At 39.0% G+C, this 19,428-nt stretch carries 22 protein-coding genes and 1 other RNA gene; 17 read left to right on the top strand and 6 right to left on the bottom strand.

Annotated features, from left to right (window positions below; genetic code table 11):
• Window positions 1-6 precede the first annotated feature (6 nt).
• Window positions 7-714: an ATPase gene (locus M3196_RS07010; protein ID WP_251321508.1), complete on the top strand. Its 708-nt coding sequence runs from the start codon at window positions 7-9 to the stop codon at window positions 712-714.
• 86 nt (window positions 715-800) lie between these two features.
• On the opposite strand, the gene M3196_RS22200 is transcribed toward M3196_RS07010, so the two are convergent.
• Window positions 801-887 (bottom strand): putative holin-like toxin, encoded by an 87-nt coding sequence (locus M3196_RS22200; protein WP_226536389.1) that lies wholly within the window; start codon window positions 885-887, stop codon window positions 801-803.
• Between the two features lie 194 nt (window positions 888-1,081).
• Here M3196_RS22200 and M3196_RS07005 point away from each other — a divergent pair, with 194 nt between their 5' ends.
• The 12 genes from M3196_RS07005 (at window position 1,082) to M3196_RS06950 (ending at window position 11,568) form a co-directional block, all read left to right on the top strand.
• Window positions 1,082-1,783 carry an FHA domain-containing protein gene (locus tag M3196_RS07005; protein ID WP_251321507.1) on the top strand — a complete coding sequence of 234 codons (702 nt, stop codon included), beginning with the start codon at window positions 1,082-1,084 and terminating at the stop codon, window positions 1,781-1,783.
• A 226-nt stretch (window positions 1,784-2,009) separates the two neighbouring features.
• Window positions 2,010-2,270, top strand: coding sequence for a hypothetical protein (locus M3196_RS07000; protein WP_251321506.1), 261 nt, complete (start codon window positions 2,010-2,012; stop codon window positions 2,268-2,270).
• 45 nt (window positions 2,271-2,315) lie between these two features.
• Complete coding sequence (locus tag M3196_RS06995) at window positions 2,316-2,648, top strand: hypothetical protein (protein ID WP_251321505.1); 333 nt, start codon at window positions 2,316-2,318, stop codon at window positions 2,646-2,648.
• Window positions 2,649-2,861: 213 nt separating this feature from the next.
• The gene (gene secG / locus M3196_RS06990; protein ID WP_251321504.1) at window positions 2,862-3,101 is read left to right on the top strand and encodes a preprotein translocase subunit SecG; all 240 of its coding nucleotides are present in this window, start codon (window positions 2,862-2,864) and stop codon (window positions 3,099-3,101) included.
• 144 nt (window positions 3,102-3,245) lie between these two features.
• Window positions 3,246-3,935, top strand: coding sequence for an alpha/beta hydrolase (locus M3196_RS06985; protein WP_251321503.1), 690 nt, complete (start codon window positions 3,246-3,248; stop codon window positions 3,933-3,935).
• Between the two features lie 12 nt (window positions 3,936-3,947).
• Window positions 3,948-4,694, top strand: coding sequence for an alpha/beta hydrolase (locus tag M3196_RS06980; protein ID WP_251321502.1), 747 nt, complete (start codon window positions 3,948-3,950; stop codon window positions 4,692-4,694).
• 56 nt (window positions 4,695-4,750) lie between these two features.
• Window positions 4,751-7,042, top strand: coding sequence for a ribonuclease R (rnr, locus tag M3196_RS06975; RefSeq protein WP_251321746.1), 2,292 nt, complete (start codon window positions 4,751-4,753; stop codon window positions 7,040-7,042).
• A gap of 102 nt (window positions 7,043-7,144) precedes the next feature.
• Window positions 7,145-7,612 (top strand): SsrA-binding protein SmpB, encoded by a 468-nt coding sequence (gene smpB, locus M3196_RS06970; RefSeq protein WP_066292503.1) that lies wholly within the window; start codon window positions 7,145-7,147, stop codon window positions 7,610-7,612.
• A gap of 141 nt (window positions 7,613-7,753) precedes the next feature.
• Window positions 7,754-8,114, top strand: a transfer-messenger RNA (tmRNA) gene (gene ssrA, locus M3196_RS06965).
• Window positions 8,115-8,547: 433 nt separating this feature from the next.
• On the top strand, window positions 8,548-9,300 hold the full coding sequence (locus M3196_RS06960; RefSeq protein WP_251321501.1) for a hypothetical protein: 753 nt from the start codon (window positions 8,548-8,550) through the stop codon (window positions 9,298-9,300).
• A 204-nt stretch (window positions 9,301-9,504) separates the two neighbouring features.
• A complete protein-coding gene (locus tag M3196_RS06955) occupies window positions 9,505-10,566 on the top strand; it encodes a M42 family metallopeptidase (RefSeq protein ID WP_251321500.1) in 1,062 nt (353 codons plus the stop codon).
• Window positions 10,567-10,731: 165 nt separating this feature from the next.
• Entirely contained in the window at window positions 10,732-11,568 is an 837-nt protein-coding gene (locus M3196_RS06950) for an undecaprenyl-diphosphate phosphatase (RefSeq protein ID WP_251321499.1), read from the top strand.
• A gap of 58 nt (window positions 11,569-11,626) precedes the next feature.
• Here M3196_RS06950 and M3196_RS06945 read toward each other — a convergent pair whose 3' ends face one another.
• Complete coding sequence (locus M3196_RS06945) at window positions 11,627-11,833, bottom strand: CsbD family protein (protein WP_251321498.1); 207 nt, start codon at window positions 11,831-11,833, stop codon at window positions 11,627-11,629.
• Window positions 11,834-11,851: 18 nt separating this feature from the next.
• A complete protein-coding gene (locus M3196_RS06940) occupies window positions 11,852-12,382 on the bottom strand; it encodes a general stress protein (protein WP_251321497.1) in 531 nt (176 codons plus the stop codon).
• Window positions 12,383-12,639: 257 nt separating this feature from the next.
• On the opposite strand from M3196_RS06940, the gene M3196_RS06935 reads away from it, so the two are divergent.
• Together M3196_RS06935 and M3196_RS06930 are read left to right on the top strand one after the other, a co-directional pair.
• Window positions 12,640-12,990 (top strand): hypothetical protein, encoded by a 351-nt coding sequence (locus tag M3196_RS06935; RefSeq protein WP_251321496.1) that lies wholly within the window; start codon window positions 12,640-12,642, stop codon window positions 12,988-12,990.
• A gap of 299 nt (window positions 12,991-13,289) precedes the next feature.
• A complete protein-coding gene (locus M3196_RS06930) occupies window positions 13,290-14,312 on the top strand; it encodes an LLM class flavin-dependent oxidoreductase (RefSeq protein ID WP_251321495.1) in 1,023 nt (340 codons plus the stop codon).
• Between the two features lie 48 nt (window positions 14,313-14,360).
• On the opposite strand, the gene M3196_RS06925 is transcribed toward M3196_RS06930, so the two are convergent.
• Window positions 14,361-14,774 carry a VOC family protein gene (locus M3196_RS06925; protein WP_251321494.1) on the bottom strand — a complete coding sequence of 138 codons (414 nt, stop codon included), beginning with the start codon at window positions 14,772-14,774 and terminating at the stop codon, window positions 14,361-14,363.
• Between the two features lie 186 nt (window positions 14,775-14,960).
• Between M3196_RS06925 and M3196_RS06920 the strand changes: the two genes are divergently transcribed.
• Window positions 14,961-15,470, top strand: a complete 510-nt coding sequence (locus tag M3196_RS06920; RefSeq protein ID WP_251321493.1) for a DinB family protein — start codon at window positions 14,961-14,963, stop codon at window positions 15,468-15,470.
• A gap of 95 nt (window positions 15,471-15,565) precedes the next feature.
• On the opposite strand, the gene M3196_RS06915 is transcribed toward M3196_RS06920, so the two are convergent.
• Window positions 15,566-15,880 (bottom strand): hypothetical protein, encoded by a 315-nt coding sequence (locus tag M3196_RS06915; RefSeq protein WP_251321492.1) that lies wholly within the window; start codon window positions 15,878-15,880, stop codon window positions 15,566-15,568.
• Between the two features lie 95 nt (window positions 15,881-15,975).
• On the bottom strand, window positions 15,976-18,363 hold the full coding sequence (locus M3196_RS06910) for an immune inhibitor A domain-containing protein (protein WP_251321491.1): 2,388 nt from the start codon (window positions 18,361-18,363) through the stop codon (window positions 15,976-15,978).
• A 612-nt stretch (window positions 18,364-18,975) separates the two neighbouring features.
• Here M3196_RS06910 and M3196_RS06905 point away from each other — a divergent pair.
• Window positions 18,976-19,341, top strand: coding sequence for an STAS domain-containing protein (locus M3196_RS06905; RefSeq protein ID WP_338082939.1), 366 nt, complete (start codon window positions 18,976-18,978; stop codon window positions 19,339-19,341).
• The last annotated feature ends 87 nt before the right edge of the window (window positions 19,342-19,428 follow it).

Here is a 19,428-nt window from a genome sequence, read left to right as displayed (position 1 = left end):
GGACCGATGAATAAAAGAGACATTTCCATAATCCCTTTTCAAAAAGAAACTAGCCTTGTATTTGCATCTGACAATTCAGGTTGTATTGGTTTAAAGGAACTTGATCAGGTGAACGTGCACTATGATATTGTTTCTTATTATGGATTTAGAGTAGCGCTGATGGAGCTGCTGGCTGTCGGGGCACAACCAATCACATTAATTGTCCATTCTTTCAATGGAGATGAAGCATGGAGTTCACTAGTTAATGGAGCGAATCGGATAATTGCCGAGCTCGAATTGGATGATTTGGAAGTAACGGGTAGTTCTGAGTCTAACTTTTCACTCCTTCAATCAGCATCCTCTTTTATAGTCGCGGGAACAGTATTACATAAAAAATTACGAATTGGAAGAACACTTGAAGACGCCAAATTTGCTGTGGTAGGAGAACCTCTCGCAGGTGAAGAAGTGATGTGTAAGGAGAATAAGATTCTTCCTTTACGACTATTTAAGGAACTTTTAGCTCAGGAAGAAGTGTATGAAATTATCCCTGTAGGCTCAAAAGGAATTCTATATGAACTCCATTTACTCACTGATCAGCAGAGAGCATTTACATCCGATTTAACGTTAACAAAGTCTGCAGGTCCGGCAACATGTGTTGTTATTAGTTATTCACCCACCGTACATGACACTCTTAAACAAATCTGCGGAGCACATTTTCATCCATTAGGGGTCTGACCCCAAACAAAGACAAAACTTACTTTTGTCTTTGTGGAAAGGACAGCCCCCAAGCAATTGCTTGGGGGCCTTATTAATACTGGTAGTTAACGAGAGCGGCCATTAGAATGAAGGATGGTAACAATGAGCATCGAGAAACTAATCATCAGTGACATTGTTTCAAAAACAGTCATTTCGATCCCTCCAATCTTGTTACCCTTAAGATTTGTAAAAGCTGGGTTGTCCTATACGGTACAATTAAAATATTTGAAAAAATTATTAAAAATCTTGGCGTATCTGCTAAATAAGCTCTTATTTCTTCTAATTTTAACAATTATCATTTAAAATGCTTATAACACGTTAATTGTTTTTGTTCGGAGGAGTTATCATGAAACAAAGTTTATACATACGAATAGAAGCCGGAGATCCATATGATACGGGGAGCTTGATTCCGCTGAAGCCTGAAGGAGAAGTATTACTCTTTGGGCGGTCATCTCATACAAATGAAACGGATATTTCACTCCTCAGTCCATATGTATCGCGCAATCACGCTGAGATCTACTTACAGGAAGGTGAGCCACTTATTCGTGACTTGGATTCCAAACATGGCACTGAGTTAAATAATGTCATGTTAGAACCTAATGTCCCTATAAAGCTCCAATCTGGTGATGTGATCAGTCTGGCAAAGGGTGTTGTACTGCTTACCTATTTAAATACCCAAACAGGAGAAACCGATTTAACAATGGAGTTCACATCTCCGATCGAGCCTGCTGAAAGAAAAATAACAAACGGCCTTCACATCATTCCCGAACGTCGCCAGATCACTATCGATGGCGAACCATTATTTTTATCAGGAAAACATACAGACCTGCTTGTGTTTCTCTATCGAAAAAAGAACCAGGCTGTAAGCAGTGATGAAATAAAGATTCGTATTTGGCCTGAGAGGATGGTATCGGGATCGAATGAAATCCCCGACGTCGGCAATGATGAGATCAATGCTCTCGTATATCGATTACGAAAGAAACTTGGCCCATATGGGGATACGATTGTGACTGTTCCCCGATATGGATACATGCTTCAAATTAAATAACTTTGACCTGATAAAACCTGCATGGACACTAACGTCCTGCAGGTTTTTAATCGTGTTTTTAACCCTATAATCAACTTGTTTAATTTTCTGAACTTTATCATGTTCGTATGAGAGAAGAATCATGAAAAAGCCATTTTAGAGTTGACCAAAAGAGAGTAAATTAATGAAAAGGAAAATACTCCTTATAAATTGATGTTTTTTTCCAAATAGGTGTGGTGAACTAAAAATGAGGGTAGAGGAAACTATACAGTATCGAAAAGACAGGGCGTTCCGTTTTCATTTATATCTTGCTTTTATTATTTTATTATTTTCGATATTGATGTACAGAACGTATAACCTGCAAATCACTCATGGCGAAAAAGCCCGTTTGCAATCAGAAACCTATGAAGATGTTGTTATGAAAAAGTCCATATTCAACGACAACTACTATTCCTCACAGAAGGACACACCATCAGAATCAGACATAAAACAACCAAAAGAACAGTAAAATGAATATGGGGGATGTCCCCATATATGCGAAGAGGGGATGTTTATGATGCAGCCACTTAAACAAGAATCTTCGGATGGTGCAGAAAACAAACAGGAAAAATTGAATCCAATCAGCTTTATCGGAAAAGTAAAAGAAGCAAAAGGCAGTGTATTCACGATTCATCATAAAAAAACGGAGATGAGAGTGCAGCTGGACTCAAAAACTGAACTCCTTGATGGAGATAAGACCTTAGATATTGCGCCAGACGAAGCTGTTCAGCCAGGAACTACCGTCCAAATAGTCGGTTTGCTAAATAAGAGGCTGAACGTAATAAAAGCTGTCAGACTTTATATCTTTCATAAAGAATTTGATATTAATTATCTCGGCATAAATTAACGAAGGTGCTAAAGAAAACTTGCCTGACGCCAAGCGTTGTCCGTCAGTCTTAGTCGCACTTTTACTTTTTTCCTAAACTTGTTTGCTACGTCGATTACCAATACAGTCAACAAGTAATGCTTTCTAAAAAGTATGAAAAAAAACTTTGCCTCGTCCCTCCCACTATGATACATTTATAGTAATGTAACGTGGAACGGTGGAGGTGTAACATTCATGCTAACAGCAGCAAAAATCCTTCTTATTTTAGTATCACTAGCTTTAATCGTTGTCGTTGTTCTTCAATCAGGTCGTTCGGCTGGATTATCAGGCGCGATTACAGGTGGTGCTGAGCAGCTTTTTGGAAAGCAAAAAGCACGCGGTATCGATGCGTTGCTCAGTAAACTAACAGTAATTTTAGCGGTATTATTTTTCATTTTAACAATTTCTGTAGCGTATTTCCTACCTACAAATTAAGTGACAAATTAAAGCAGCAGGCGGCACAATCCGCTTGTTGTTTTTTTATTGTGTCAAAAACCGTTGCTCACCCTTTATGATAGTCGTTGTGATATGATTTGATACGTACATATAAGGGTAATCTAAAGTCAAAAAGGTGGTAGCATGATCGGTTGTCTTTGTTTACATGGCTTTACCGGGGGACCCTATGAAATCGAGCCCATCACAGAGTTTTTAAAGAAAAATACCGACTGGGTACTTTCTGTGCCAACTTACCCTGGGCATGGAACCAAACTTTCTTTAAAAGGAAAAACACACGAGGAATGGCTGCAAGAAGCAGAAAATGCTTATCTTGAACTTCGGAAAAAAGCAGATAAAATCTATATTGTCGGTTTTTCGATGGGCGGAATGATTGCTGGCTACCTGGCAGCTAAATATGGCTGTGACAAATTAATTCTGTTAAATGCCAGTGCTTATTACTTAAACCCGGGCCAGATGATTAAAGATATAGCAAACATGATGATTTCTGGTTTTAACGGCCAGTTAAAGGATCATGAACTATATAAAAGGTACAGAAAAAAATGGATGGATACGCCTCTCAGTGCCACAAAAGAATTTCGCAAGCTTGTAAAGCGACTTAAACCGGAACTGGCTCACATCTCAGCACCAACGCTAATCGTACAAGGAGAGTGTGACGGCCTTGTACCTCGAAAAAGTGCAGAGTTTTTATACGGAACAATTGCAGCATCCAATAAAAGAATCTGCTACTTCAAAGAATCGAAGCACATGATATGCCATGATGTAGAAAAAGATCAGTTAATCGACGAAGTTTATCAATTTTTAATGAGTGAATAGGAGAGAAACAACATGAAAATCACAGCACCAAAACCGTTTTTCTTTGAAGGAGGAAAACGGGCAGTCTTGATGCTGCACGGATTTACGGGCAGTTCAGCAGACGTAAGAATGATGGGGAGGTTCCTTCAAAAGAAAGGCTATACGTGTCATGCGCCCCAATATAAAGGACATGCAGTACCTCCAGAGGAATTAGTCCACACAGGTCCTGATGACTGGTGGGAAGATGTCATCGGCGGATACAATCACCTAAAAGAAAAAGGATACGAAGAAATTGCCGTTTGCGGACTTTCTTTAGGCGGAGTATTTTCACTGAAATTAGCAACTGAACAGCCTGTAAAAGCGGTGATCCCTATGTGCGCTCCAATGTCCATCAAAAGCGAAGAAGTGATGTATAAAGGGGTTTGTGATTACGCCGAAGAATATAAAAAACGGGAACAAAAATCACCTGAACAAATTAAACAAGAAATGGAAGAATTCAAAAAAACGCCGATGAATACGTTAAAAGCGCTTCAAGAACTCATTCAAAGCGTAAGAAATTCTGTTGATCTAGTATACGCACCCATATTTGTTGTGCAGGCTAGACATGATGAAATGATTAACACTGATTCTGCAAATATTATTTATAAGGAAGTTGAAAGTGAAAAGAAAGATTTAAAATGGTACGAAAATTCAACACACGTTATTACATTAGATAAGGAAAAAGAACAATTGCATGAAGATGTTTATGCATTCTTAGAAGACCTCGACTGGTCGGAATAGCTCTTTACCTTATAAAAGGAGGTCAGTTTTTGGATAAACTGCAAATACTCCAGCTCATGAAAGAATCGGAAAAACCGATGACCGTTACAGAAATTGAAGAATCTCTTCAACTTCCGGACGCTGAAGCTTTCAAAGAACTGGTTTTAAAATTAAACGAACTGGAAGATGAAGGGTCTGTAGTCAGAACACGAACTAACCGTTATGGTCTCCCTGAAAAGATGAGCCTTATCAAGGGACGTGTACAAGGGCATGCAAAAGGTTTTGCCTTTTTAATACCAGAAGATAGTGACCAAAAAGATGTTTATATCTCACAATCTGATATGAACGGGGCAATGAGCGGTGATACTGTTCTAGTCCGTTTAAACAATACCTCATCTGGGTCGCGTCCAGAAGGAACAATCATTCGCATTTTAGAACGCGGTGTAACAGAGGTAGTAGGAACGTTTCAGGAAAGCAGGAAATTTGGTTTTGTAATTGCTGACGACAAAAGAATCCCTAACGACATCTTCATTCCTGCAGACGGCGTAAATGGTGCAGTAGAAGGACATAAAGTCGTTGTCAAGATTACAAAATACCCAGAAGGCCGAAACAGTGCTGAAGGAGAGATCATCCATATAATCGGACATAAAAATGATCCAGGTGTGGACATCATCTCCGTTATTTTTAAGCATGGACTTCCAAGGGAGTTCCCTGAAGAAGCTTTAGAACAAGCAAATAATACCCCAGATGAAATCGATCCTAAAGACATTGAAGGGCGCCGCGACCTGCGTAACGAAACGATCGTAACGATCGATGGTGCCGACGCGAAAGACTTGGATGACGCAGTTCATGTCATCAAACTGCCGAATGGTCATTATAAGCTAGGTGTCCACATTGCTGATGTTACAAATTATGTAACGGAAGATTCTCCGATTGATACAGAAGCCCGTGAACGCGGTACGAGTGTGTATTTAGTAGACCGGGTTATTCCGATGATTCCACACCGTTTATCGAATGGAATCTGTTCATTAAACCCGAAAGTTGATCGCCTGACGATCTCTTGTGAGATGGAAATCAATCATGATGGTGATGTAATAAAACACGAGATTTTCCCGAGTGTGATTAAAACAACTGAGCGAATGACATATACGGATGTCCGAAAAATTTTACAGGATGAAGATGAGGAAGTAACAAAACGTTATGAGCCTTTAATTCCATTCTTCAAGCTAATGGGAGAACTTGCAGAAGTTCTGCGTAAAAAACGTTTCGCCCGTGGTGCAATCGACTTTGATTTTTCAGAAGCAAAAGTTCTTGTCGATGAAAATAGTGATCCGCAAGATGTAGTTCTGCGTGAGCGATCTGTAGCAGAAAAGTTAATTGAGGAATTTATGCTTTGTGCTAACGAAACGGTAGCGGAACATTTTCATAAGCTTGAGCTTCCCTTTATGTATCGTATACATGAAGATCCGGACGAAGGCAAGCTAGAACGTTTCTTGGAATTCATCGGAATGTTTGGTTATGCCATAAAAGGATCTGCAAGTGATATCCATCCAAGAAGTCTTCAGCAGCTGCTTGAAACCGTAAGAGGCGAGCCGGAAGAGATGGTTATCAGCAAGATTATGCTTCGTTCCATGAAACAGGCGAAGTATGATCATATATCACTAGGCCATTATGGTTTAGCTACTGAGTTCTATACACATTTCACTTCACCTATTCGCCGTTATCCGGATTTAATCGTTCACCGATTGATTCGTACGTATCTGTTTGAAAAAGATACAGGTCCAAAAACGGTCAGCCACTGGAAGGCAGAACTTCCGAGCATCGCCAAACATGCTTCTGCCATGGAACGCCGTGCAGTTGATGCTGAACGTGAAACTGACGAACTGAAAAAGGCGCAGTTTATGCTCGATAAAGTTGGGGAAGAGTTCGATGGAGTAATCAGTTCGGTCACAAACTTTGGACTTTTCGTCGAGCTCCCGAATACGATTGAAGGTCTTGTTCATGTCAGTTACTTAACAGACGATTACTATCGTTTTGATGAAAAGTTTATGGCCATGATCGGAGAACGTACAGGTAACGTGTTCCGAATCGGCGACGAGATTTCAATACGTGTTGTAAACGTAAACGTTGATGAACGTGCGATCGATTTTGAAATCGTTGGAATGAAAGGAACTCCTCGCAAGCGTCATAAAGACCGCCAGCAAGTTATCGATATCGGTGATACACCTCAACGGGGACGCGGACGACGCAGCAAGAACCGCAAAAATGAGTCTGACCGTTCGAGCGGACCACAGGATTCTAAGAAGGGAAAGAAAAAGCCTTTTTATAAACCTGTTGCTAAAAAGAAGGGCAAGAAAAAGAAGAAATAATTGGGGTGATGTTCAAGGTTCATCTATAAGGGTGAACCTTGACGTTTTTTGACCAAATTGCTATAATTAGAGTTCACTTGCTGTGGGGAGGATTGAGTTTACATGCCAAAAGGAGAAGGGAAAGTAGTCGCACAAAATAAGAAAGCGCGGCACGATTACCACGTCGAAGAAACATTTGAAGCTGGAATTGTCCTTCAGGGCACAGAGATAAAATCCATTCGCGCAGGACGGGCAAACCTAAAGGATTCATTTGCCCGCGTGCAAAACGGCGAGCTTTTTTTACACAACATGCATATCAGCACATACGAACAAGGAAACCGTTATAACCACGATCCGCTCCGTACACGTAAGCTGCTCTTGCATCGCAAGGAAATTAATAAGCTTTTAGGTGCAACAAAAGAACAAGGTTATTCTATTGTTCCTTTGAAAATGTATCTGAAAAATGGTTTTGCCAAGCTTTTGATAGGTTTGGCAAAAGGTAAGAAGCATTATGACAAGCGTGATGATCTGAAGAAAAAGGATGCGAAGCGTGAAATCGAGCGTGCATTTCGTGATCGCCAGAAAGTCTAATCGGCTCTCTTTACAGGAACTTACAATTGAGAGAACAGCTTAAAAATGTTATACTAAGTACACAAGTGAATAAGAGCAAATAAGCTTTTATCTCTCTCCGTGGTTCGGCAGGATTAATTTCTTGCACACCATTTTTATAATGGGGACGTTACGGATTCGACAGGGGTAGTTTGAGCTTAAGTTGCGAGTCGAGGGGGTCGGCCTCGTTAAAACGCCAAAGCCAATAACTGGCAAAACAAACAACAACTTAGCTTTAGCTGCGTAATAGCACTTTAGCTGTTCCTCCCTCCATCGCCCATGTGGTAGGGTAAGGGACTCACTCTTAGTGGGCTACGCCGGTTGTCCTCCGCCTGAGGACGATGGAAGAGAATAATCAGGCTAGCGATCTGGACGCCTGTCGGCTGGCAGATGGATTCGCGAAATGCGAATAAACCGACTACACTCGTAGAAGCTTAAGTGCCAATATCTTTGGACGTGGGTTCAACTCCCACCGTCTCCACCAATACATATATTGGTGGTTTTTTATTTAGTTGTGTTGTGACATAAAGCATAAAATTTCCGTTAGGAAAACTTTATGCTTTATTTTTTTTAGGAAATTTTTTGCTTTATAGCATTCAACAAACGGTTGAGATTGAAAATTACCTAGTGATCTAAAGATTTTATTTTGGTGGGATTCATTGGAACATCTAAAATTATGAAGAAAACAAAAGAGGTAATTTTATAAAACGGACCGATATATAAAAAGCCCAAGCAGTTCAATCATTATATACATAAAAATGGATTTAGGTGAACTTTAAGCTGTTTCTAATAAAAAAATACTAAATATTTTCCCCAATAAATAGAAATATAGACGAGTTACCTATGCCTTTTTAACGGGTTGCTACATATAATGCATGGACAAGAAATAGTCAATATTATTTTCAGGAGGAAATTTTTTGAATTGTAAGAATAACAAACTCTCGGCTCGAGAGGTAGCACAATTTTTATGTAAACGTATCATAGCCAATGAGGGATTTGAAGACATTGAAATAGAGGGTAAGCTTGTCTGTGTCGGCAGAGATTTCATTGCGATCAAAACAGACGACAAAGAAGTGTTCTATTTACCGCTAAACAATGTCAGAAATATCTCAGTCGTATCTGACAAGAGCTGTTGCCATACAGATCGTAAAAGAGTATGCAATGATAATTTCCGAAGTATTTTAAGAAAATTAATCAATTGCAAGGTAAGAGTGAACGATGGAGGCGAAGAAGAGATCGAAGGCGTTCTTACAGCTGTTACCCGCCGGTCCATTCAAATTGTTGAGGAAGAAAGTTTAAATTTTGTAACCATCCCAATTGGGTCTATTAACTTTATTACACAAGCTGGCGAACAGGATCACGACGAAAGCAGCGATTGCAGGATTTTATGCTGTAGAAAAGAAGATCCTTGCAGGAAAAAGAAACATGATGACAAAAAGAAACATGATTGCAAAAAAGAATCTTCTTCTTCTAAATCCTGTAAGAAAGAGTCCTCTTCTAGTTCAACCTCTTTTTGGTGTAAAAAAGAATCTTCATCTTCTAGTTCATCCTCATCCTCTATTTGGTGTAAGGAATCTTCTTCAAACGATTTTCATTGTAAGAAAAAGAAAAAACACCACAAAAAAAGAAATTGTGCAGATTTAGAATCTAGAGGCTGGTTTAAACTCTAATAGGATTAATACCCTGTTTTTCAATAACAGGGTATTTTTTTGAAGTTCGATCATCCATAACTTCATTAATCGTACTTATCTGAAAAGATAGGTACTTTTTCTTTATGTGTGAATCGAGTGCTTAAATCATTTAGTTAGGGTAAACATTTTATGTAATATTTCAGAACTTTTTTCCCATCCTATATAAATAGGAAGGTGAAAACAATGGATTTATTAAAAGAATTAACTGAAACAAACGGTGCTCCTGGATTTGAAAAAGCAATTCGTGCCATCATGAAAAGGGAAATCAACCAAACTGGATCCAACTTGCTGACTGATCATCTTGGCAGTATTTTTGGCGAGAAAAAGGGTGCAGCACAAGAAGGACCAAAAATTCTGTTAGCTGGACATATGGATGAAGTAGGATTCATGATCAGCGAAATAACAAAAGATGGCTATCTGCGTTTTGTTCCACTTGGCGGCTGGTGGTCTCAGGTTCTTTTGGCGCAGCGTGTTCAGGTGGTTACTAAGAACAAAATATTTACAGGCGTGGTTGGTTCTAAGGCGCCTCACGTTCTGCAGCCAGAAGAACGGAATAGAGTATACCCGATGAGAGAAATGTTCATTGATATTGGAGCAAATGACAAAGATCAAGTGAAACAATGGGGAATTAAAGTGGGGGATCCAATTCTTCCAATCTGCCCATTTGAATTAATGCCCAACAATGATACGATTCTTGCAAAAGCACTCGACAATAGAGCAGGATGTTATACAGCCATCCAAGTTCTTAAACAGCTTCATGGGATAGACCACCCGAACACCGTTTACAGCGGAGCAACCGTTCAGGAAGAGGTTGGTTTGCGGGGGGCATTAACGGCCCCTTATATTATGGATCCGGACGTAGCTATAGCACTTGATGTAGGTGTAGCTGAGGACGTGCCAGGCGGTAATGCAAACAAAGCAAAGTTAGGTGAAGGTCCGCTCATAACGTTCTTAGATTCTTCCATGATTCCGCACACTTCTTTCCGTGATCTAATTATTGAGGTTGCGGAAAAAAACAATATCCCTTATCAAGTGGATGTCATGTTAGGGGGAGGAACAGATGCGGGGAAATTCCATCTGTTTAAAAAGGGAATACCAAGTATCGTCGTTGGGGTAGCTGCCCGTTATATCCATAGTCATACCTCTATGATCAGTAAGAGTGATTTAGAAAACAGCGCAAAGCTGGTAGTTGAGCTTATTAAGGTTTTGGATAAAGAAAAGCTTCAATCGCTTATTGAATATTAACCAGAATAACCCCGCTAGATTTATTCTAACGGGGTTTTCTATTTCCTTTTTTATGGATGTTCAACATTTCACAAATATGTTACAGTGTTATAAAAAGTTAGCCAACATTTTTTGCTAAACTTAAGAAAAACAGAATACAAGTAATAAAAGGAGAAAAGTAATAGTATGGAAATCCTATTGGTATTAAAGGCCCTCATTTTAGGGATGGTCGAAGGTTTAACGGAGTTTGCTCCAGTTTCCTCTACAGGACACATGATTCTTGTGGATGATATGTGGTTAAAATCTGAGGAATTTTTAACAAAATACGTAGCAAATACATTTAAAGTAGTCATTCAACTCGGATCGATCTTAGCCGTCGTTGTTGTATTCAGACAGCGATTCATAGATATGCTGGGCTTTCGCAGAAATAAAGCAACGAATGAGGTAACAGGAGGCCGTCTAAAATTATCTCAAGTGATTGTAGGTTTAGTTCCGGCGGGCATTTTAGGCGTTCTTTTTGAAGACTTTATTGACGAGCACCTTTTTACAGCTAATACTGTTCTAATAGGTCTTGCTATTGGTGCGGTACTCATGATCATTGCTGATAAATTTGCTTCCAAAAACCAAAATCCTGTTATTGACAGTGTGGATCAGATTACGTACAAACAAGCATTTACTATCGGATTAATCCAATGTTTATCCCTTTGGCCTGGGTTTTCCCGTTCTGGGGCAACGATTTCAGGCGGAGTCTTGGTTGGCTTAAGTCACCGAGCTGCAGCTGACTTTACATTTATTATGGCAGTTCCAATTATGGCTGGAGCAAGTGGTATTTCATTGATTAAGAACTGGCAATACTTTAGTGCGGATGCGATGCCGTTCTTCGTGGTTGGTTTTATAAGTGCGTTCGTATTCGCTATGCTGTCTATCCGCTTTTTCTTGAAAGTTATTGAAAAAGTAAGATTGACACCTTTTGCGATCTACCGTCTCGTATTGGTAGCTGTCATTCTTCTTGTTATGATGTGATTTTATATTTAAAACAATAAATCCCCGCCGGTGTTATCACCTGACGGGGATTTTTCTATTAATATTGTTCGATTCTGCTGTACCAGTCATCATACTCGCGTTCAGCATCTTCTCTAGTCTTTCCATGTCTTTCCTGAATCTTGCCGACCATTTTTTCCCGATCACCTTGTGCTTGATCGTAATCATCATCTGTTAAATTACCCCATTGTTTTTGAGCTTCACCTTTAAACTGTTTCCATTTGCCTTCCATAGTGTCGTTTTTCATCTTTAATCACCCTCCATTCTAATATTTATTCGAATAGGAATCTTCATAACGATGAGCATTTGTTGAACGATACGTACGGAAAGTATCGTTTACTTGTCTGTGACGATCTACTTCATTAGCTTCAACAAGTACAAGAATGTCACCTTCCTCGACAGCTTCCTCATACTCTTTTGCCTCTTTCTCTGGAATGCCTAAACCGACAAGTGCGCCAACGATTCCTCCAGCACCTGCACCAACAGCAGCACCGCCTAGAGCAGCAGCAATTGGTCCGGCGGCTACGATCGGTCCGATTCCTGGAATAGCGAGTGCTCCTGCACCTAGCAATAACCCTCCTAGTCCGCCGAGAATTCCACCAGTAGCCATTCCGGTCGCAGCACCTTCTGGAGCCTTGGTGCCTGTCTCCTCATGGATTTGTTTAACTTCCTTTTTATCCTTTGCAATTACCGAGATGTCATTTTCATTGTAACCTTGAGCTCTTAATTCTTTGATCGCGTCAATTGCATCATCTTCTGTATGGAAAACGCCTACTACTTTATTATGCTTATCCATCGACTTCCTCCTTTTTTAAGATGATTACTACGTAGGTCTTGTTCCCATTAGAGGATGTGATTAAACGTTTTGGAGCACTTTTGAGTCTAAGTTACCATTGATGTCGCCTATATATGTAATATTACAGATATTTTATTGGTTATTTTAAACAGTAAGCCTTGTATGGTCTTTATTTACAATTTATGGTTTGATGTCTATATAATAGTAATTTAAATTGTTTATTCTTGTACAATAAATAGTGAATCGGTGATTGAAAAATGGATATTTTTATTGGCAGACAATCCATATTAGATAGAGAAGAAAACGTTGTTGCTTATGAACTGTTATATAGAAACAGTAAAGCAAACAGATATGGAGGATCTGATCATGATAGCGCAACAATAGATGCTATGGTTAATAGTTTTACAGGAATCGGAATAAGAGAAGTAGGGGATCATAAAAAATGTTTTATTAATTTTACTGAGAATCTATTGTTAAACCGAGTTCCTACTTATATTTCACCAGAGTATATTGTTGTTGAAATCTTAGAGAACGTAAATCTGAAAGAAATTTTAAACGGTTGCAAAGAATTGAAGAGCAAGGGTTATATCATTGCACTGGGGACGTAGCCTTTAAGAGAAATCTTTCAACCCTTCTGCCGTACATCGATATTATTAAAATTGATTACTTAGCAATGGACCTTAAAGATATAAAAGATATGGTCCTGTAAATAACACATTAGAAGCGTAAAGATAAACAGAATTATAAAAGCTGACCGTAAAAAGGGTATATTTCATGTCCTAATAGCAGGAGGATATTATTTGTAAGCAAAATTTTTTAAATCAACAAAGTATCTTGTTATACTAATAGCGATTATTAAAATATAGTAGCTAATTTTTTTGTTGCTTCTTATAAGGAGGACGCAGATATGTCCATTCATAAAAAAAGAATCGGTGAAATACCGCTATCTGTTCTTGATTTGGCTCCGGTAGTCGAAGGTGGAACGGCTTCTGACTCTTTTAAAAACACATTAGATTTGGCCCAGCATGCAGAAAAATGGGGATATAACCGCTATTGGCTGGCTGAACATCACAACATGCCAGGCATCGCCAGTTCTGCTACCTCAGTTGTAATCGGTTATGTGGCTGGAGGAACCACTAAGATTCGTGTAGGATCGGGGGGGATCATGCTGCCCAATCATGCACCGCTCGTCATAGCTGAACAGTTCGGAACTTTAGAATCTATGTATCCAGGAAGGATTGACCTTGGACTCGGCCGTGCCCCAGGAACGGATCAGGTGACTGCACATGCATTACGTCGTGAAATTAGTATGAGTGGCGATGAATTTCCTCAACAGCTGGATGAATTACGTACTTATTTGAATCCAAAATTGGCAGAAGTCAACATGAAGGTAAGAGCAATACCAGGAGAGGGGCTTAATATCCCAATCTGGCTTCTTGGTTCAAGTGGTTTCAGTGCAAGGCTAGCGGGACGTCTTGGTCTTCCTTTTGCATTTGCAAGTCATTTTTCACCGGAAAATACATTGCCTGCCCTAGAGTTGTACAGAAATACGTTTACTCCATCAGAAATACTCGATGAACCATATGCGATGGTAGGTGTGAATGTAGTGACTGCGGATACGGATGAAGAGGCCGTATGGCTGGCGACTTCTCTTCAGCAGCAGTTCTTAAATTTGATCCGCGGCAATCCAACAAAGCTTAAGCCGCCGGTTGAAAGTATGGAAGGAATTTGGAGTCCATATGAAAAATCAGTTATTGACCAGCAGCTCCGCACAACAATTATGGGAAGTCCCGAAACAGTAAAAGAGAAATTACAAGGATTTCTTGATGAAACACAAGCTGATGAAATGATAATAAATGGACAGATTTATGACCATCAAGCGCGTCTTCGTTCGTTTGAGTTATTATCAAGCGTTTTAAAGGAAAAATAATAAAAGCGTACTCCTTCAATTCTAAGGAGTACGCATTTTTTTATGTTTTTAGTTATGCTTTTGGTAATTCAGATCCCATGAAATACCAAAACCGTCTTTCACTTTGCCATACTTTGCACCCCAAAATGTATCTTGAAGTTCCATTAAAACAGATCCTTTTTGGCCCAATTTATCATAAAGATTTTGAATTTCTTCTTCACTTTCGACCTCTAGAACAAGAGAAATGTTATTGCCTGCAGTAAGTTCATGACCTGGAAAGCAATCTGATACCATTAACAAAAGATTGCCTTTTTTGAACTTAGCATGCATAACGCGGTCATCCGCTTCAGGAGGAGTAGGAAAATCAGCTTCTCCAAATGTTTGAATTTCAGTGATCTCTCCATTAAAAACGTCTTTGTAAAAATTTAAAGCCTCTTTTGCATTGCCATTAAATGATAGATAAGGAATAGCTTGATTTTTCATCAGGAACACTCCTCTTATAATTTTGTGTCTTCATTCATATTTATCATACTATAAATTTCTAATTAATGACAAGAACATTTGTTCGACAAATCTTTATTTTAGAAAGGAGATTAATTACTATTTATAGAATTTATCAGTAGAGAATTTTTTGTTTTTAAAAAATTTTAGTTATTTGGAGGCATGGAAATGAACAAAACGGTACAGCTGCATCAGTATAATGGTTGGGCAAATGAAAAAGTATTTGAGAATTTGAAGAAACTGCCAACTGAAATCTATCAAAAGGAAGTTCAAAGTGTATTTCCGTCTGTTTCAGCAGTGCTTATCCATATGTATCAAGTTGACTATGTATGGCTTAAGGCTATGAAAGGGGAAGCGTTTTATGATATAGTAGCGAAACTCGGCCGATTAACTGATGAGTTAAGGGCAGCAAGCTTGGGTGAGTTGGAAACTAAGTTTGAAGAGTTGAGCAGACAATATGATTTTTTTATTCAAAGTAAAAAGGATATAAACTCACACACGACAATAAATCATCCGCATTTTGGCACGCTCGAAACTAACTACGCAGATCTTATTCAGCATATTGTCAATCACGGAACCTATCATCGCGGTCATATCTCAGCCATACTCAATCAGCAGGGTCATAAAGGTGCGTCAACTGATTATATTTTTTATCTGTACTCACTGCAGCACAAATAGGAAAAGAGTCAGTACCTGAACGTTCCATTTGAACATAAACGTTTTGACACATACAATTTGCTTTACAGGACAAATCCCTATGCGTTTGTCCTTTGTTAGTTCTTGTTGTTATTTTGAATCTTTTTTTTCAGTTCATTAATATAATTTTGCTTTGCTTTTTCATCTTTTAAACTACCGGGAGCTCTATCCTTTAAGTATTTTTGCAATGCCCCTGAAATTTCTTCTTGTGATGTATTTTCAGGGATTTCCCCAGATTTCTTCAACATCTCAATAATCTTTTCATCGTTAGCTATCATTTTAACCGCCTCAGATTGTGAGTTAATTTTTTCTGGTTTCTTAGTGTTTGAATCTTCAATATTAGAACAAGCTGTAATCCCAATAATGAATAAAGAAATTTTGATTACTTTCATCCATTTCCTCACCCAGTTCACCTCTGTACGCCTTTTTATTGTATGAAACAAAACCCAATTGCAAAAGAGCAATTGGGTTTCTGTTCATGTTTTATTTATCTTCGGGAAAGTTTGATTTTAGCAACTGAATCGTCCTTGCTTGTACCCATTACTTCAAATTGAAGCCCGTATTCAGGCACATTACGGCCAGCATGTGGATTGCCAGGATTGCTGTAATCTTTTTTATCGTTAAACTTAGGATTTGGACTAACGTTGTTATCTGTCATTGTCAAACCAAGCAATTCACGATAATCAAGGAACATTCTTTCACTCTTTTCCTTGCTGAATGCGGCATCATGAACAAGATAACGAGCGGATGCTACTGAGTTATCGCTCCATTTTAATGTTTCTTGGTTTGCATCAACAACTCCTAAGAATCCTTCACCAGGGTGGATTCCTGTCCAGTTATCAGTATAGCTGTTGTCAACATACCAGACTACTAAACCGCCATCATATTTCATCAAGCTGTCACCACGGCGGATATGTGCTAATCCTTCGTCTACACCTTCATGATTTCTCCACTCTAATAGATAGTAGTGATCTGAGTAAAATTTACCTTGGTCTTTCTTAAAATCTTGTAAATCAAAAGCAGATTCGCCTTCAGCATCATCAAACAGTGTTTGAGTGCCATCAACATTTACTGCTACGTCATCTACATAAAAACCAGCTTCAACAGCAGCAACATCTGTCCAGTAGTTCAGTTTTACATTGATCTTTTTACCTTTATAAGATGAAAGATCAAATGTTCCGTCAACCCATCCATCAGAGTTACCTGTAATACCATGTCCTGGATTCTGGTCATGCGGATCAGTTTCTGTTGTTATATTACCAGGGATTGAACCCCAAGTGTCAGTGCCTTCTTCTTGTACTTGAACGGATGCATAATCCCAATCTTGTTCAATTTGATACCAAGTTTTAAAAGTAAGCTCTGCAGATGTTGCATCTGTTAAATCTAGAGATGTTACCATTGAGTTATTCAGGTTATTGCCTTTTCCACTATGGTACTCATAGTCACCGCTGTATGGCGTATTTACAACCGTTTCCTTTTGTGGAAGGTCTACACGAACAGCATCGTGATTTGTGCCTTTTGAATTTGCTTGATCTAATAATACTTCAGTGCCTTTAGGATTTAGCTCTTCAAGATTAAAAGTTTCACCTGTTAACCAGTTAGATTCTGTCATACTGGATTGTAAAAACTCTTTCGACCATGCACTGAATCCTGTTGGTTCTGTTCCAGGGATGTCCCCGGCCCAGCTTCCGCTAGACATGATCGACCAGTATGCGACAGGCTCACCAGATCCAGAATATTGTGTGTCATATTCGTCAGGAAGGCCTAAGTCATGGCCATACTCATGAGCGAATACGCCAGCAGCCCCATCAGCAGGCTCGATTGTATAATCGTAAGCATACATTGTTCCGGCTTTCCAGTAATCTACTTCTGGAGTCGGAGATCCAGGGATAGAGAAGATTCCACCAAGGTTCCAACGATGACTCCAAACTGCATCTCCACCGAGGGAACCTCCGCCAGCTTCTTCACCAACACTGGAGTGAACAATCATCAGGTGGTCCACTAATCCATCCGGCTCACGCAGGTCTCCATCACCGTCCAGGTCATAGCGGTCTTCTTTGTCAAATTCACTTAAATCAATATTTGGATCTTGTGCCGCCGCTGTTAATGCTTCTTGAACTAAAGCACGAGGTTTAGCGTCACTTCCGTCTGGAGCAGGAACGTTTCCGCCGTAGTAAGCTGCAGGATGTTCAGCTTGGTACCAGCCGCCGACTTTACCTGTGATCGAATAGCTTCCACCAGATTGCTGCTCATAATATTCTTTTACAGAAATCAGATCTTCTCCATTTGGACCTTCATATCCATCTTCACCGAAAATCATATCTTCATAATGTTCTTTTAAGTATTCATCATAATGCATGTCTGTTTCTTCAGGCGCGATGTCTTTAGCCTTGAAATCCGGATACTCTACAAGGAGTACCAACACATTATCAACACGCTGACCGCCAGTCCATTTTTCTTCTTCAACTGGCTTGATGTCTTTTCCTTTACCTTTCTTTCCATGCTTTAATCCATCTTTTTTATGTTTTTTATGTCCTTTTTCATCTTTCTCAGCATGCTCGTCTTCAAGCTCTCCTTTAGGAAGAGATTCAGCATGCTCTTGCTTGTTCTTCAAGAATTGCTGAAGTTCTTTTTGTGCTTCTGCTTCACTAGCATTCTTTGAGATCTGTCCGTTCTTCTTGAGCATTTCTATTAATCTTTCATCATTAGCAAGCGCTAAATCAAATGGACCACCCGTGTGTTTATGGCCTTTTTCTTCGACTGAAGATACTTTTTCATCAGACAGTACATTAACAGGTGCGGCACTTACTGAAGCGAGAGTGCTGCAGCTTAACACCGCTGCAAGCGCAGCTGAAACCCATTTTCCTTTTTTCATCAAAATCCCCCCTGGAAGTATTGTTCATGACTGGAAATCGACAACAATCATTGTCGAATAATTCCGCGTATTCAAAATATTACCACGACATGTCGAAAACTAGAATAGGATATATATCCCTGGTTATTTAAATATAATGAGTATTTTTTACTAATGATGGAACTATTTCGTTATAGTCGATTTATGGGGAAAAATGCTGAATTCCCTTAATCGACGCTATTTTATAATAGGTCTTTAGAACCGAATAGAATAACTAAAATATTTTTTAGAAAATAGATTTGTTCATCATGTTTCCGTTTAATAAAGTAGGGAAAGTAGTAAGGTGGTGTTTAACGCTGCATAAATAGAGTCTTACTAACGAAGGTCGGTCTATTACATTGTCTATTATTCTAAAACCAACTATTAGTCCTAAATCGGTCAGAAATTTTGAAGAAGTGACAGAAAACATACTTCAATTTATGAGTATGAAGACGGTTAAATTTATGGCAACATATGGGTCTCGATACTAACTTGTTTTGAATTTACGGAGCGGCATGTTGAACTTTTTCATACGATGTCATCTCTATTAACATATGTACTTGAACTGGATAAAGCAAATAAGGAAATTAAGGAATTATCCGTGCGATCGTTCCTCTTACAAAGGGAATAGCTATCTTGCCGATTATTGGCGATATTAGCGAGTACCGCGTTGAGATCATCATAAAAAGCACACTGGACAGCAGCATGAACTTGGACCTGGAATATATGATGATAGATTTGTCAGGCATAAGCCGTATTAATAATACAGTCAGCAGTTATCTTTTAAATATTGTAAAACTATTAAAATTAATCGGTGTCACACCAATCTTTACTGGATTCAGACCAGACCTTGCTATAAAAACACTTGAAGTTGAGGTTGATTTTCACGATATTGTCATCACAAGTAATTTAGAAAGTGCACTTTCCCATATAGGTTTTGTGTTGAACAAAAAATTATAGAACCAGTGTTGGCCACTTAATTGATGTGGTCAATTTTTTTAGGATTTAATTAGTCTAAATTTTCATTTTACTTTATAATGTAATATT

Source organism: Fictibacillus nanhaiensis (genome assembly GCF_023715445.1).
In the GTDB taxonomy this organism is placed as follows: domain Bacteria; phylum Bacillota; class Bacilli; order Bacillales; family Fictibacillaceae; genus Fictibacillus; species Fictibacillus nanhaiensis_D.
This window is presented reverse-complemented; position numbering and strand designations above follow the sequence as displayed.

Bases quoted from the DNA above. Each gene is read 5' to 3' on its own strand.
- M3196_RS07010 (WP_251321508.1), top strand. From the start codon at position 7: ATGAATAAAAGAGACATTTCCATAATCCCTTTTCAAAAAGAAACTAGC.
- M3196_RS22200 (WP_226536389.1), bottom strand. From the start codon at position 887: ATGACTGTTTTTGAAACAATGTCACTGATGATTAGTTTCTCGATGCTC.
- M3196_RS07005 (WP_251321507.1), top strand. From the start codon at position 1,082: ATGAAACAAAGTTTATACATACGAATAGAAGCCGGAGATCCATATGAT.
- M3196_RS07000 (WP_251321506.1), top strand. From the start codon at position 2,010: ATGAGGGTAGAGGAAACTATACAGTATCGAAAAGACAGGGCGTTCCGT.
- M3196_RS06995 (WP_251321505.1), top strand. From the start codon at position 2,316: ATGATGCAGCCACTTAAACAAGAATCTTCGGATGGTGCAGAAAACAAA.
- secG (WP_251321504.1), top strand. From the start codon at position 2,862: ATGCTAACAGCAGCAAAAATCCTTCTTATTTTAGTATCACTAGCTTTA.
- M3196_RS06985 (WP_251321503.1), top strand. From the start codon at position 3,246: ATGATCGGTTGTCTTTGTTTACATGGCTTTACCGGGGGACCCTATGAA.
- M3196_RS06980 (WP_251321502.1), top strand. From the start codon at position 3,948: ATGAAAATCACAGCACCAAAACCGTTTTTCTTTGAAGGAGGAAAACGG.
- rnr (WP_251321746.1), top strand. From the start codon at position 4,751: ATGAAAGAATCGGAAAAACCGATGACCGTTACAGAAATTGAAGAATCT.
- smpB (WP_066292503.1), top strand. From the start codon at position 7,145: ATGCCAAAAGGAGAAGGGAAAGTAGTCGCACAAAATAAGAAAGCGCGG.
- M3196_RS06955 (WP_251321500.1), top strand. From the start codon at position 9,505: ATGGATTTATTAAAAGAATTAACTGAAACAAACGGTGCTCCTGGATTT.
- M3196_RS06950 (WP_251321499.1), top strand. From the start codon at position 10,732: ATGGAAATCCTATTGGTATTAAAGGCCCTCATTTTAGGGATGGTCGAA.
- M3196_RS06945 (WP_251321498.1), bottom strand. From the start codon at position 11,833: ATGAAAAACGACACTATGGAAGGCAAATGGAAACAGTTTAAAGGTGAA.
- M3196_RS06940 (WP_251321497.1), bottom strand. From the start codon at position 12,382: ATGGATAAGCATAATAAAGTAGTAGGCGTTTTCCATACAGAAGATGAT.
- M3196_RS06935 (WP_251321496.1), top strand. From the start codon at position 12,640: ATGGATATTTTTATTGGCAGACAATCCATATTAGATAGAGAAGAAAAC.
- M3196_RS06930 (WP_251321495.1), top strand. From the start codon at position 13,290: ATGTCCATTCATAAAAAAAGAATCGGTGAAATACCGCTATCTGTTCTT.
- M3196_RS06925 (WP_251321494.1), bottom strand. From the start codon at position 14,774: ATGAAAAATCAAGCTATTCCTTATCTATCATTTAATGGCAATGCAAAA.
- M3196_RS06920 (WP_251321493.1), top strand. From the start codon at position 14,961: ATGAACAAAACGGTACAGCTGCATCAGTATAATGGTTGGGCAAATGAA.
- M3196_RS06915 (WP_251321492.1), bottom strand. From the start codon at position 15,880: ATGAAAGTAATCAAAATTTCTTTATTCATTATTGGGATTACAGCTTGT.
- M3196_RS06910 (WP_251321491.1), bottom strand. From the start codon at position 18,363: ATGAAAAAAGGAAAATGGGTTTCAGCTGCGCTTGCAGCGGTGTTAAGC.